We start from the raw sequence: 14,058 nt of genomic DNA, 5'->3' as shown, positions 1-14,058 counted from the left end.
CCCCCCCCCCCCCCCGGCTCTACGCCTGTGGGTGGTTTTGTGGCCGCCGGCAACTTGGCTTTGCTAGGTCCGCCGACCACTCAGGCGCTTGCCGCTCAGCGCACCGCGTTGACCATATAGTCGATCGCCTGTTTCAACTCGGCGTCCTTCAGCGTGGCGTTGCCGCCTTTGGGCGGCATCATGTTGAAGCCGTTGATGCCGTTGGTGTAGAGCACCTCCATGCCCTTGGCCACGCGCGGCGTCCACAGCGCCTTGTCGCCGAACTTCGGCGCGCCCAGCACGCCGGCGCCGTGGCACGCCAGGCAGGTGGCGGTGTAGATCTTCTCGCCGGAGGCCAGGTCGGCCGCGCTCGGTGCCGGACCGGCGGCGGCGGCCGCTGCAGGGGCTGCCGCCGATGCCGCTGCTGGCGCTGCCGCCGGCGCGGCCGCTGGAACCTCCGCTGCCGCCGATGCCGATGCCGCAGCGGGTGCCTCGGTTTTTTGGCCGCAGGCGGCCAGGGCGATGGCGAGCAGGACGGGGAGTAGTTTGTAGCTCTTCATGATGTGATTCCTCTATCGGTCTAAAAATTGATGCCGGGTTCAGGCGGCGTTCAGTGGTGCGGCGATGTAGGCCAGCGGATCGGCCAAGGGGTCGGCCAGCAGCGACTCCAGTACGGCGGCAAAGTGTTGCCACGGGTCGCCGTCCGCCGTGGCGGCGATCGTGGCGGCGACGGCGGCGGCGGGCGTGCCCGGCGCCGTGTCGAGCCGGCACTCGGCCTCGCCCCAGCACCAGATGATCGAATGCTCCTGGCGGCTGAAGTAGCGCACCTCCAGCAGCAGGCCGTTGTCGAAGGCCAGCAGCAAGGCGTCTTGCGCCATGCGCACCGGCTCGGCCAGACGCGCCGCGTACCGCGCCTCCAGCTGGTGCTTGAAGCGCAGGTGGGCGCTCAGCGCCGGCAACTCGGCCCGCACGCCGTCGGCGATATGGGCGGCCAGCTCGGCGCGCACTTGGTCGCGGGTCTGCTCGATGATGCGCGCGCTCAGGTAGTGCTCGTAGGCCGGATGCGTGTCGACGGCGCCGCCGACTATGCGCGCCAGCAAGGCCTCCTCGCTGTCGACCGCGTAGCGCTGCAGCAGCGCCTTGCGTGCTTCGCGCAGCTGGTAACTGGTCTTGGCGAACAGGGCCTGCAAGGCGTCCTCGTCCATCACCTCGTCCAGCGGCACTTGCGCGGTCTGGTCCAATCTCGTTATGCCGTCCATTTTTTCTCCTTAGTGCGACATGCCGCTGTCGTGCATCACGCCGCCGGTCAGGTCGGCCATCTCCGGCGTCACCTGCTCGAAGCGCAGCTGCTTGCCGCCCTGCTGCTGGATGAATTTATTGGCCTCCTCGGCGCTGGAGAAGGCGCCCAAGGTCGGCCCCATCGAGCCGTGCAGCTTGCTGCCGACCACGAAGAAAGCCGTCTTGGCGGGAATCCAGTTGCCCTTGGGATGGTCCCAGTCGGTCTTGCCCATGTCTTGCACGTAGGCGCCGGCGACGGCGCGCTTTTGCTCCGGCGTGCGCAACGTGGTGAACAGTTCCATCAGGTCGCAGAAGAAGTCCGGCTTGCCCTCGGCGTAGACGATCTGGCCTTTCGGGCCGGGGAAGTCCTGCAACAGCATGCCGTCGAGCACGCAGGCGGTGTCGGCGTTCGGTTCCTGCGCCACCGCCGACGGCGCGGTATGGCTGCAGGCGCCCAGCAGGGCCAGCATCAGGAGTCCGCCCCACATCTGGCGGGGCGTTGCCGCACGGGCGGCGCGTGGGGTTGCAATCATTTGAATCTCCAGTTGGCGAGTAGGAAGGGGGCGACGATCCAGGCCAGCATGATGCCCAGCAGGACCAGCGGATTGGTCAGGCCGTCGGGCATCACGGTGGCCAGGCCATACATGGTTTGCACTTGTTCGGAATTGAAAATGTTCAGCAGGCGGAACACGTCGGCCGGGTTGAGCATCAGCAAACCGGCGAACACGCCGCTGCCCAAGCTGCCGTTGCTGAGCACCAGCAGGCCCATCAGCAGCAGGTCGAAGATCAGCACGAAAAAGAACCACATGGCGATCGCCATGCCGCTGGCGCGCATGCGGTCCTGGGCGATCACCGACAGGCACAGCGCCAGGCTGAGGAAGGCCATGCCCATCAGCACCGCCGTGCCGACGAAGCCGGCGTAGTGGTACAGGTCGTCCGGTCCCAGCTGCGCGGACAGCGGCAGCAGGCCGGCGCCGAAGCCCACGGTGGTGGCCACCGCCAGCGCGGCGGACAGGCCGAGGAACTTGCCGAGCAAAATCTCGAAGCGGGTGATCGGCATCGACAGCAGCAGCTCCAGCGAGCCGCGCTCCTGCTCGCCGACGATGGCGTCGTAGCCGAGGATGACGGCGATCAGCGGCACCAGGTAGATGACCAGGCTGACCAGGCTGGCGATGGTGATGTCGATGCCGTGGAAGCCGACGGCGCCCTGCTGGGCGCTGCCGAAATAGGCGATCGCCAGGGCGAACAGGGCGAAGATGACGGCGACGGCCAGCACCCACCAGTTGCGCACGCGTTCGCGGCATTCCTTGCCGGCCAACACGGCGACCTGGCGCCAATCAATGCGCTTGTGCATGGCGCCCTCCGTAGCCGAGGAACAAATCTTCCAGCGAAGGCTCGTGGATGGTGATGTGCCGCACCGCGCCCTGCTCGGCGAACAGCGCGGCCAACAAGGCCACCTTCTGCGCCGGCGGGCAGCAGATGCGCACCTGGTCGTCGTGCATGGCGATGTCCAGTCCGTCCATGCCGGCCAGCGCGGCGCGCAAGGACTGCTGCCGCGCGGCGGCCACCGTCAACTCGACCAGCGAGGGCATCACGCGCTGGGCGCGCAGTTGCGCCAGCGTGCCCTGGGCGGCGATGCGGCCGCTCTGCAGAATGACCAGGTGGTCGACCCGTTCCTGGATCTCGGCCAAGATGTGCGAGGTGATGATGATGGTGGCGCCCTCCCCCTGCACTTCGCGCAGGGTCTGGTAAAAGTCGTGGATGCCCTGCGGGTCGAGGCCGTTGGTCGGCTCGTCGAGGAAGATCAGGTCGGGCTTGCCGAGCAGCGCCTGGGCAAAGCCGAGCCGCTGGCGCATGCCCTTCGAATAGCCGCGCACACGCCGGCCGGCGGCGCCGGACAGGCCGACCCGCTCCAGCAAGGCGCCGCAGGCGTCGCGGCCGACCTGCTTGAGGTCGGCGAACAAGTGCAGCACCTCCAGCCCGCTCAGGTTGTCGTAGGTGACGAAGCTTTCCGGCAGGTAGCCGATACGCCGCCGCACTTGGCGGAAATCGCGGCCGTCGATGCGCACGCCGTGCACGCGGATCTCGCCGGCGGTGGGTGCGGCCAGCCCCAGCATCATCTTGAACAGCGTGCTCTTGCCGGCGCCGTTGGGGCCGATCAGGCCGAACATCTCGCCCGGCGCGACGGCAAGGCTGACGTCGTTCAGAGCCTCAATCTGGCCGTAATGTTTGCTGACATGGGCGACCTCGATCGCCTTGGGTTTATTGCTCACTCCAGCGCCTCCAATCCTGATATGCGGGCCGCATGCGCGGATGCTTGTCGACAATGCTGGGCGCGCGCAGCACGGGGAACTGGCGCGCCACGAAGCGCAGCGTCTGTACCGACGGGCTGGACATCAGCAGCTTGAGCAGCGGGTATTGCCAGTTGAGCCGGTCGACCACGTCGTTGGCCTCGTAGGCCACGTCGCCGATGCCGTCGTTGTCCTGGTCCCAGCCGCTGTAGTTGCTCCAGTAGTTGCCCTGCGTGCGGCCCCATTGCACGTCGCGCGAGGCGACGTATTTGATTTGTTCCTGATTGCCGATGAAGTCGTTGCCGTCGACCAGGTTGTTGGCCGAGCCGGCGGTCAGGTGCACGCCGACGCGGTTGCCCACCACCAGGTTGCGGCGCAGCACGTTGTACTCGGCGTCGTAGATGAAGAAGCCGCGCCCGTTGCCCTGCACCACGTTGTCCTCGATGGTGGAATCCTCGATGGTGCGCAGCATGATGCCGTGGTCGCTATTGCCCCAGGCCAGGTTGTGTCGCACGATCAAATGGCGCACCTCCATCAGCGCCAGTCCGCCCCGGTTCAGGTAGGACTCGTTGTATTCCCAGGTGCTGTGGTTGGTGTTCATGTAGTGCGTGCCGTAGCGCAGGTGGTGGATCTTGTTGCCACGGAACAGGGCGTCGGTCGACACGTCGACGTAGATGCCGTCGCGGGTGAAGCTGATGTTGTTGTCGAGGATCTTGGCGCCGCTGGTGTTGTAGACCTGGATGCCGTTGCCGCGCGCCGCCGACAGCAGGTCGCGCTTGCCGGTGATGGTGTTGCGTTCGACCCGGCCATCCTTCAGGTTTTCCATCCAGATGCCGAACAGGTTGTAGGACAGCGTGCAGTCGCGCACGGCGGCGCGGTGCGAGCCGGGTTCGAAGTAGATGCCGGCGTTCTGCGCCGTCAGGTCGCTGCCACTGTCGCGGACGCGCAGGCCGCGTATTGTCACGTCGGCCGCGCGCACGCGGATCACGTCGCCCTGCTGGCCGCCGCTGATGATGGCGCGGCCGACGCCCTCCAAGGTCAGCGGCTTGTCGATCAACAGATGCTCGACATACTCGCCGGCCGGCACGCGCACCGTGTCGCCGGCCTTGGCGCGCGCCACGGCGGCGCCGATGGACTCGCCCGGCGCCACCCGCAGCACGGCCGCGCCGGCGCCGGCCGAAGCCATGCCCAGCAGCGCGGCCAGAATGGAGAACGCCGCCAATCTCAGCTGCCCCCCGAGCCTACCCCAAAGGCGCAAATCTGGGGTCGGACCCCACGGGGTCCGACCCCGGCTCTTGGCCTTGGGGATTGCCAAGCGCCGCCGGCATCCCGGCTCGGTAACATGGTGGCAGCAGGGAGTCGTCATGCTCAGTCCCGCACGCCGTGGCGGGCGATCAGCTCGGCGTTCTTGTCCGCCAGGTTCCGCCGCACGCTGGCTAGCGAAATGAAGTAGCCGGCGCCATTGATGGCGGTCAGCGGCTGGCCGCTCTTCTCGCGCGTTTTGCGCTCCTTCACCAGCGGCGGACAGGCGTGGTCGTCATAATACAAAATCATGCAGTCGAGACATTGCATGCACTCGGTCTGGTCGATCTTGCCGGCCGCGTCGATGGCGTGCGAACCGCAGCCGGAGGCGCAGGCGTGGCAGGTGCTGCACTCCTGCTTGCGCTTGAGGCCGAACAGGCGCAGCTTGCTGGGGATCGCCAGACCGGCGCCGAGCGGGCAAATATACTTGCAATACGGCCGCTCGCTGAAAAATGACCAGCCGAGGATGGCGCCGATGAACAGCCAGAACGGCCACGTGCGGTTCCACACGCCGACCAGGAAGGTGGTCTTGAACGGCTCGATCTCGGCCAGGTGCTCGGCCGTTTCCATCGAATAGAAAGACACGCCCAGCAGCACGAAGAAGACGCCGTACTTGATCCACTTGAGCTTGTCATGCACGCGCTTGGGCAACAGGCTCTGGAAGCGCTTCAGGCCGATGCGCTTGCCCAGGCTCAGCGCCAGTTGTTGCAGCGAGCCGAAGGGGCACAACCAGCCGCAGAACACGCCCCGCCCCCACAGCGCGACGGAAATGATGATGAACCACCAGAACACGAAGATGAAGGGATCGGACAGGAACAGTTCCCACTTCCATTGGTGCAGGATGGAATGGAACCACGTCATCACCTGGGTGATGCTGGGCTGCGCCTTCAGGTAGAAGCCGAGGAAGCCGACGCTGGCGATCCACAGCAGATGGCGCGGCACGGCGATCCACGGCTTGTGTTTGCGGCTGGAACGGCGCACCAGCCAGTCGCGGCGCGAGTACATGAAGGCGGCGAAGGCGAGGATCAGGCCGAACAGCGCGATCTCGATTTTCTGGTTGGCCCAGACGCCCTTCCAGGCCGCCTGCGGCCGCTCGACGTGGGGACGGCCGCCCTCCAGATAGCGGGCCGGCAGCCACAGTTCCTGGTCGAAGTGGACGAAGGTCTTGACGCCGTTTTCCTTGTCCGACTTGTTGGCCAGAACCGTCAACTGCCACGGCCAGGCCGGGTTGAAGTCGGCCGAGCGGACGATGAAGATGGCCGACTCCTTGAAACCGGGCGCGTCGGCCGGTTGCAGGTGGTAGAGGTTGAGGTAGTCGGTGTCGCGGAAGGTGAAGGTGACCGGGTCCTGGCGCACTTGCACGCGGTCGTAGATGCCGCCGCGCACGAAGCCTGAACCCTTGAACGATTCCTGCCCGGTGGCGATGATGAAGATGGCGTGCTCGTCCGGCTTCAAGTCCTGCATCAGGCGCTCGTAGCCATGCTGGCCGAGCAGGCTGACGCCGACCGACGGCACGTTGAGGTAGCCGAAGTGCAGTTCCATATACGGCTGCGACGGGTCCTTGGCGTCGACCTCGCCGGCCGGCACCAGCAGGCTCTGCACGCTGCCCTCCTTGAGCAGCTCGGCCCAGCTGAGCTGGTCGCGCAGCGGCGTGAAGCGGGCCGGCGGACGCGGCGTGCTCTTGATGATGCCGACCTGGCGGCCGATCTCGTAGGCGCTGCGCGAGATCACCTGATTCTCGGCGATGGCGGTGACGGTGGCGCCGCTGATGGCGTCCAGGCCGATGGCGCCGCCGTCCTGCTGGCCCTGGCCGATGACCAGCTTGGCGTCGGCCGACTTGCCGACGTACTGGCCGATGAATTTGAGCAAGGCCGACTCGGGGATGCCGGCCAGCAGAATCGGCTCGGAATGCTTGAGCACGCGCACGCCGCTGATGATGCCGCTCGTGTCCATGCCGATCAGGGTGACCACCGGCTTGCCCGAGTAGGCGGGAATGTCGACCACGTCGGTCGACAGGAAGACGTAGCCGACCAGGCGCTGCTTGCCGGCGTCGACGGCGTAGGCCTCGACGTAGCTGGGCGAGCCCTTGCGCTTGGAGAATTGCTGGGCCGCCGGCATGACCTCGCGGCAGGGGGCGGCGGCGCACAGGTCTTCGCCGTGCAGCAATTGCGCCGACAATTCGGCGTCGTAGACGGTGGCGCGCGCCGGCGCGGAAGCCAGCAGCGCGACGCACAACAGCAGGAGCAGCAGTTGCAGCAATTGCGCCGCCAGCGGCGCCAGGGCGGCCAACTTGAGCGCGGGCCCGGCTGCGGGTCGGTGATCGGTCATCTTGTCCATCTCGGCTTGTATCCAGTGATGGCGGCCGCTGGGGCCGTCACAAAAATTCTTGCGTTCAATGCGGGCGTCCCCGCAGCAACGGGGACATGCTTGAACGCTCTGAGGCATAACGCCTGCGGCGCCAAACCACCCAAAGGCGGCAAGCCGGGGTCGGACCCGGCGGGTCCGACCCCAGATTCCGCCGCTGGGTTTTCTTGCCTTCGCGGCGGCGGAGTCGGACTCCGCCTGCCCTTACGCCTCGACCAGCAGGCGGCTGCGCATTTCCAAGTGCAGCGCGTGGCAGAAGTGGGTGCAGTAGATCCAGTAGGCGCCCGGCTTGTCGGTCTTGAAGGTGACCGACTTGGTTTCCTGCGGATTGACGATGAAGTTCACGTTGTGCGTTGGAATCGCGCAGCCGTGCGTCAGATCCTCCACCTTGTCGTGGTTGGTCAAGGTCAAGGTGACCTCGTCGCCCTTCTTCACCTTGATGATCGGCATGCTGTAGTTCGGCGCCTGCGACATCAGGAAGATCGACACCTTGTTGCCCTTGCGCTCGACGCGCGAGTCGGCCGGCGTCTTCACCGCGTTGGGGAAGTCGTCCATGTTGTAGATCTGCCGGGTCTTGACCAGGTCGCGCCGCACCATGATGCCGTCGTGCGGCTCGGGATAGGCGGTGTGGTCGGAGATCAGCTTCATCTTCTCGCCGCTGATGTTGATCAGCTGTTCGGTCTCGCAGTGCAGCGGGCCGACCGGCAGGAAACGGTCCTTGGAGAACTTGTTGCCCGAGTTGTAGTACTTGCCGTCGGCTTCCTTGGTCTCGCCCATCGACGAGTAGCCGTGGCCCGGTTGGTAGTGCACGTCGATGCGGTCGACCACCACCTTGGCGGTCTTGTCGCCCTTGAAGTGGGCGATCGCCTTGTCGACGTTCCACTTGACGATCTGGCTGTCGAGGAACAGGGTGGTGAAGGCATTGCCCTTGCCGTCGAAGGCGGTATGCAAGGGGCCAAGGCCGATTTCCGGCTCGGCGACGACGGCGTCGCGCGCATCCTTGAGTTCGCCGGCGAACCATTTCTGCACCAGCGCCAGTTCGATCACGGTGGCGGTTGGCGACAGCTTGCCCGAGCAGACGAAGTACTTGCCGTCCGGCGAGGCGTTGACGCCGTGCGGATTCTTACCGACCGGCACGTAGCAGGTGACCGCGGTTTTCGGATCGGGATTGGCGGCCTTGCGACCGTCGACCACCGGCACCTTGGAACTGCCGATGGTGGTGAACTTGCCGTCCTTGACCAGCTGCTCGACCCGTGCCACGTCGAAGAACACGCAGGCGTCGCGCTCGGCCGACATCATGCTGGCCAGGTCGGCGCCGTTCTCGGTGTTGTACTGGTTGGAGGCGGCCAGCTTGCCGTCGTAGGAGGTGGCGATCAGATCCATGTTGCCGTCCACCCGCACCTGCCAGCGCACTTCCATCGTGGCCGCGTCGACGCAGGTGAACAGGCAGCCCCACTTGCTCGGGTCGCCCAGGTCGCGGCCGTCGTTCGGCAGCGGGATGTGGAATTCGGCGCCGCAGAAGACCCGGGTGGTGTAGTTGATCTTCGCATCGAGCGGATCGCACTTGTCGGGGAAGATGCCGTGGAAGCCCATGATGTTGGGCAGGTCGATGATCTTGTCGCACTCCATCGTGTCCATGCGGATGCGCGCCAGGCGGCCGTGCATCTTGTCGTTGATGAACAACCAGCGGCCGTCGTAGGTGCCGTCCTTGTAGCTGCCGTGGACGTGGTGGGTGTCGCCGGTGGTGTACTTCAGGCTGCCGTCGGCCTTGGTGCCCATGATGGCTTTGGATTCGTTGGTGATGCCCCAGCCGACCATCGGGTCGATGTTGAACACGGGAATCCGGCGCAAGGTGCGGCCCGACGGCAGACCGAGGATGCGCGCCTCGCCGGAGTGGCCGCCGCTGGAGAAATGATAGTAGTCGTCGAGCTGGCCGGGCGGCACTTCGTGGCCCACTTCGCCGCCGGCGGCCTTGGCCGAGGCCGATGCCGAAGCGGCCGGTGCGGCGGCGCCGCCATTCTCTTTGCAGGCCGCCAAGCCGAACGATACACCGGCTCCGGTCAAGCCCAGTAGGGCGCTCTTGCCAAGGAAGCTACGTCGCGTAGCCGGTTGCGCAAGACCATCCTCGATTTGTTGTTGTGTGACCTTATCCATCAATTTTTCTCCCTAAACCACTGTCTGAAAAACCCCTAAAACAATCCCATGTCATCGCCCCGCGTGGCGCGCAAGGCGGCCGGCCCGGTCCGATAGGCAATGTGGCAACTGTAGGCCCGGCAACGCGCGCGCGCCATCAGCCGGAATGCGGTTTCCGGAAAGCAAAAGGGTTAGTGGGATAGGTCGAAAGGACTAAGCGCGGGGGCCGGAATGACTAGGACCGGCGCGCGCGGGCGCGCCGGTGGGAGGGATGGTCGCAGCTGGATGGAGGGGCTTACAGCTGGGGCGTGTACTTCAAGCTCAGCATCACGCTGCGCGGTTCGCCGTAGTAGTTGTTGTTGCTCTCCATGCTGTAGGACGGCAGGTAGTAGCGCTTGTCGAACAGGTTGTTGAGATTCAAGCCCAGCGCCAACTGCGGCGAGAACTGATAGCCCAGCCGCGCGTTCCACGTGGTGAAGCCGGCCACCTTGAACGAGCGGTCATAGCTCAGCGTGTTGCTCTGCGTGCTCAGGCCGGCGCCGACGCTGAGCTTGTCCTGCGTCGCCGGCAGCTTGTAGTCGGCCCACAGGCGCAGCATGTGCTTGGGCGCCCAGGTGCTGAACACCATGTCCTGGTTGACCGGGTCGGAGAGGAACTTGGTGGTGGTGTAGGTGTAGCCGGCGAACAACTGCAGATGGCGCAGCAGCTCGCCGCTGAGCTCCGCCTCGGCGCCCTGGCTGCGCACCTTGCCCGATGCGCGCGAGCAGTACCAACCGTCGCAGGCGTAGCCGGCGGCCAGGTCCTGCACGGCGCGGCCGCTGTGCTCGTAGCGGTAGACGGCGGCGGACGCGTTGACGCGGCCGTTGAACAGCTCGCCCTTGAGGCCCAGCTCGTAGTTCTTGCCGCTGATCGGGTCCAGCCCCGCGCCGGCCGCCGTGCGCTCCGATTGCGGCTCGAACACGTCGGCGTAGCTGGCGTAGGCGTTCCAGCGCGCGTCGAGCGCGTAGATCAGCCCGGCATACGAGGTGAACTTGCTGTCGGCCTGTTTGCGCGTGTCGCCGTCCGGCGTGGCGTACAGCTCGTCGTACCAGCTGAGGCGGCCACCCAGCACCGCCGTCAACGGCGCCGCCAGCTTGGCGCTCCAGGTGGCGTACAGGCCCTTCTGGTAGATCGCGTAGTTGCTCGGGTGGGCGCCGCCCTTGGCGACGATGCTGGCCACGTTCTGCCACGGCCGCTGGTGGTCGATGTTGAAGATGTTGCCGCCCTCGCTCCAGGTGCGGGCGTACATGTCGGTCGATTTGTAGCGCGCGTAGTTGGCGCCGACCATCACCGTGTGTTCCAGCGCCAGCGCGTCGAAGCTGCCGCGCAGATAGGTGTCGAAGCCGAGCTTGCGGCTGTCGAAATCGACGGCGAAGTTGCCGAAGTCGACGCCGCTGCCGTCGGCCGCCGGCACGCCGGCCATGCGCTGGTGCGCCGAGCTGTTCCGCTCGTTCATGCCGATGGCGGCGAACTTGAACGACCACTTGTCGTCGAGGCGGTGGTTCAGGTCGAAGAACAGATTGGTCTGCTCGCTGTCGGCGTGGTTCCACACGGCGCCGGTGTAGGTCGAACGGGGCAGGCCGATGTCGCCGCCGCCGGCATAGCGCGGCAGGCCGATCAGCATCGGCTTGGCCTTGCCGTTGACACGGCTCAGGCCGAAACCGATGTTGGTGTCGCGGCCCAGCTCGTAGTCCAGCGCGGCGTAGGCGGAATGGTTGCGGCTCCACACCGTGTCGACGAAGGAGTGGCTGCGGTCCTCGTCGAGCACGACGCGGCCGCGCAGCGTGCCCTCGGCGTTCAACGGGCCGCCGGCGTCGAGCTGCAGGCCGTAGCGGTCCCACGAGCCGGCCCGGGCGCTGACGGCGACGCTGCGCTCGGCCTGGCCGCGCTTGCGCACCAGGTTGACGGCGCCGCCCGGGCTGCCGGTGCCCTGCAACAGGCCGGCGGCGCCGCGCAGCACTTCCATGCGGTCGTTGAAGGCCATGCCCTCGGTCGCCCAATTGCCCAGCGCGTAGGTGTTGCGCGGCATCGGCACACCGTCGTATTGCCATTGGTCGATCTGGAAGCCGCGCGCGCTGATCACCACGCCCGGTCCGACGCCCTGCGCGCCGACCACGCCGGTGACGCTGTTGGCGGCGGTGCGCAGGTCGCTGATGCCCTGGTCGTCCATGCGCTGGCGGGTCAGCACGCTGAGCGACTGCGGGATCTCCTTCAGCGCCTGCTCGCCCCGGCCCATGGTGACCACGCTGGCCGCGTAGGCGCCGCGGCCCTCGGTGGTGGCGCTGCGCTCGATCTGCGCGCTGACCGTGATGCTGGCCATGGTTTGCACCGTCGCCGCCGCACCGGCGTTGGCCGCGCCGGCGGCACCGCCGCCGGCGACACGCTCCAGCGCGTAGTAGCCGTTGGCGGCGCGCAGCGCTTGCAGGCCGTGGCCGGCGAGGATCGCGGCGAAGCCTTCGGCCACCGTGTAGCTGCCGTTCAGGCCGGCGCTGGTCTTGCCGGCGGTGAGCGAGGCGTCGACCGCCAGTTCGATGCCGGCCACGCCGGCGAAGCGGTTCAGGGTCTGGTCCAGCGAGGCCGGCGCCAGTTTGAAGCTAAAGCGCGGCTGCGCCGGCGCTTGGCTGGCCGCCGTGGCGGCGCCCTGGGCATACGCCGCCGGGCTGGCCGCCGCCAGCGCCAGGCCCGACGTCAGGCCCAACGTCAGGCTCAGGCGCAGCAGCGTCCTGGCCGCGCCGGCGATGGCGGTGGGCCGCAAGCCCTGTTGTGTGCGAGTGGAAATTGATGCTGTGATGCGCTGCCCCATGATGCCCTTTCGTGTGCGGAGTGTGATGTCTGTTCCTCTACTTTCCGAACGAACAGGCGAAACCCTCAATCGACGGGCAAATTATTTTCTGTGGCGGTTTCAAGCCCCCCGGCGCGGCGCCACGCTGACCCAGTAGCGGGTGCGGTAGGACAGTTGCAGCGGCAGGCCGACGGTCAGGCTGTGCAGCGCGCGCTCGGTGTCGCGCAACGAGTAGACGCCGCTGACCTTCAGCGCGGCGACGGCGGGATCGCAACGCAGGATGCCGGCGCGGTAGCGGCCCAGCTCGGCCAGCAGATCGTCCAGCCGCATCTGCTCGGCCACCAGCACGCCGCGCGACCAGGCGCCGCTGTTGTCGCCGGCCGGCTGCGGCGGCTCGACCTGGGTGCTGGAGAAGTCGGTCCGGCCGCCGGCATCGAGCCGCGTGACGGCGCCGGCGCCGCGCTGCGGCCGGATCTCGACGGCGCCGTGCAGCACGGCGACGCTGGTGCGCCCGTCCAGCTGGCGCACCACAAACTCGGTGCCCAACGCGCGCACCGCGCCCTGTCCGCTGTACACCACGAAGGGACGGTGGACGGCCGCCTTGTCCGGCGCCGTAATCACCATGATCTCGCCGGCCTTCAGCACGATGCGCCGCTCGCCGCCGCTGAACACGACGTCGATGGCGCTGCCGGTGTTGAGCATGACGACGCTGCCGTCGGCCAGCTCGATGCGGCGGATCTCGCCGCGCGCGCTGCGATAGTCGGCCGTGGCCTGCTGCCACGGCTCGCTCTGGCTTGCCAGCCGCCAGGCGCCGCCGACGGCAATGCCCAGGCCCAGCACGCGCAAGGCCTTGCGCCGCCCCGTCGCCGGCTTGCGCGGCAGGCTGCGCAGCGCGGCGCGCGCGGCCGGGTCCGGCACGGCGGCGAACTTCTCCTCCATCAATTGCAGACGTTGCCAGGCCTGCTCGTGCGCCGGTTGTTGCGCGCGCCAGCGGGCGCAGCCGGCCCGGTCGGCCTCGCTGACGCTGTCCGACCACAGCCGCGCCATCCACAGCACCGCCTGTTGCACCACGCTGGCGTCGATGGCCAAGGCTTGGGCGGGCTCGATAAGTGCGCTTGGTTCGCTCGGTTCGCTGGATTCGCTGAGTTCGCTGTGGCGCATGGGGTCAGTGTTCCTCGTGGTAGAGCGCGGTGTAACAGGCCAGCAGGCCGGCGGCGATGTACTTCTCCACCGACGAGACGGAAACGGCCAGCTCGGCGGCGATGTCGCGGTAGCTCAGGCCGTCCAGCTTGCACAGCAGCAGCGCGCGGCGCGCCTTGGCCGGCAAGGTGTCGAGGATGGCGTCCAGCTCGACCAGCGCCTCCAACGCCAGCGCGCGCTCCTCGGCCGACGGCGCCTGCGGCTGCGGCAACAGCGCGACGGCCTCCAAGTAGGCCGCTTCCAGCTGGCGCCGGCGGAACAGGTCGATCATCAGGCCGTTGGCCACCTGCCGCAGATAGCGGCGCGAGTCCTCGGCCGACGGCCGCGTGCCGGCGCGCAGGATGCGGACGTAGGTGTCGTGCGCCAGGTCGGCGGCATCCCAGGCGTTGCCCAACCTGGCGCGCAACCACTGGCGCAGCCAATTGCTGTGCTCGCGGTACAGCGATTCCAGCGGATAAGGCAAAACAGTGTCGGACATGGCGGCCATGCGTAGGTTTTAAATATAAATGAGAAGCATTCTCATTATAAACCAAAACCATACTGTTGCGCGGATGGAAAACCGCCCTTCCCCTACGCTGAATTTTTCATTCACATTTCTATTCACAATTCTATTCATTCTTCCTAGTTTTTACTCATGAATTCCTTTATCTAAAGCTAATCTGAAGTAAAATTTATACTCCAAGTTCTATT

General features: G+C 66.7%; 11 protein-coding genes. All 11 read right to left on the bottom strand.

Features of this window, described 5'->3' with window-relative positions; translation table 11 throughout:
- Positions 1-95: 95 nt before the first annotated feature.
- The 11 genes from H7U20_RS09205 to H7U20_RS09155 all read right to left on the bottom strand — a co-directional run bounded on the left by H7U20_RS09205 (position 96) and on the right by H7U20_RS09155 (position 13,846).
- Positions 96-539, bottom strand: a complete 444-nt coding sequence (locus tag H7U20_RS09205) for a c-type cytochrome (RefSeq protein WP_199758830.1) — start codon at positions 537-539, stop codon at positions 96-98.
- Positions 540-578: 39 nt separating this feature from the next.
- Complete coding sequence (locus H7U20_RS09200; RefSeq protein ID WP_199758829.1) at positions 579-1,238, bottom strand: hypothetical protein; 660 nt, start codon at positions 1,236-1,238, stop codon at positions 579-581.
- 9 nt (positions 1,239-1,247) lie between these two features.
- Positions 1,248-1,790: a nitrous oxide reductase accessory protein NosL gene (locus H7U20_RS09195; RefSeq protein ID WP_233410594.1), complete on the bottom strand. Its 543-nt coding sequence runs from the start codon at positions 1,788-1,790 to the stop codon at positions 1,248-1,250.
- Entirely contained in the window at positions 1,787-2,611 is an 825-nt protein-coding gene (locus H7U20_RS09190; protein ID WP_199758828.1) for an ABC transporter permease, read from the bottom strand. The genes H7U20_RS09195 and H7U20_RS09190 overlap by 4 nt, the downstream gene beginning before the upstream one ends.
- Complete coding sequence (locus H7U20_RS09185; protein WP_199758827.1) at positions 2,595-3,530, bottom strand: ABC transporter ATP-binding protein; 936 nt, start codon at positions 3,528-3,530, stop codon at positions 2,595-2,597. The genes H7U20_RS09190 and H7U20_RS09185 overlap by 17 nt, the downstream gene beginning before the upstream one ends.
- A complete protein-coding gene (locus H7U20_RS09180) occupies positions 3,520-4,734 on the bottom strand; it encodes a nitrous oxide reductase family maturation protein NosD (protein ID WP_199758895.1) in 1,215 nt (404 codons plus the stop codon). Before H7U20_RS09180 ends, H7U20_RS09185 begins: the two co-directional genes overlap by 11 nt.
- Before the next feature lie 182 nt (positions 4,735-4,916).
- Entirely contained in the window at positions 4,917-7,178 is a 2,262-nt protein-coding gene (locus H7U20_RS09175; protein ID WP_233410593.1) for a 4Fe-4S binding protein, read from the bottom strand.
- Positions 7,179-7,418: 240 nt separating this feature from the next.
- Complete coding sequence (gene nosZ / locus H7U20_RS09170; RefSeq protein ID WP_199758826.1) at positions 7,419-9,368, bottom strand: TAT-dependent nitrous-oxide reductase; 1,950 nt, start codon at positions 9,366-9,368, stop codon at positions 7,419-7,421.
- Between the two features lie 274 nt (positions 9,369-9,642).
- Entirely contained in the window at positions 9,643-12,141 is a 2,499-nt protein-coding gene (locus H7U20_RS09165; RefSeq protein ID WP_233410592.1) for a TonB-dependent siderophore receptor, read from the bottom strand.
- 147 nt (positions 12,142-12,288) lie between these two features.
- A complete protein-coding gene (locus tag H7U20_RS09160) occupies positions 12,289-13,329 on the bottom strand; it encodes a FecR domain-containing protein (protein ID WP_199758824.1) in 1,041 nt (346 codons plus the stop codon).
- A 4-nt stretch (positions 13,330-13,333) separates the two neighbouring features.
- A complete protein-coding gene (locus H7U20_RS09155; RefSeq protein WP_199758823.1) occupies positions 13,334-13,846 on the bottom strand; it encodes a sigma-70 family RNA polymerase sigma factor in 513 nt (170 codons plus the stop codon).
- Between the last annotated feature and the right edge of the window lie 212 nt (positions 13,847-14,058).

Origin of the sequence: Rugamonas violacea (assembly GCF_016461825.1) — a bacterium.
GTDB lineage: Bacteria > Pseudomonadota > Gammaproteobacteria > Burkholderiales > Burkholderiaceae_D > Rugamonas.
Note: the sequence above shows the minus strand (reverse complement) of the source record. Positions and strands in the feature narration are given on the sequence as shown.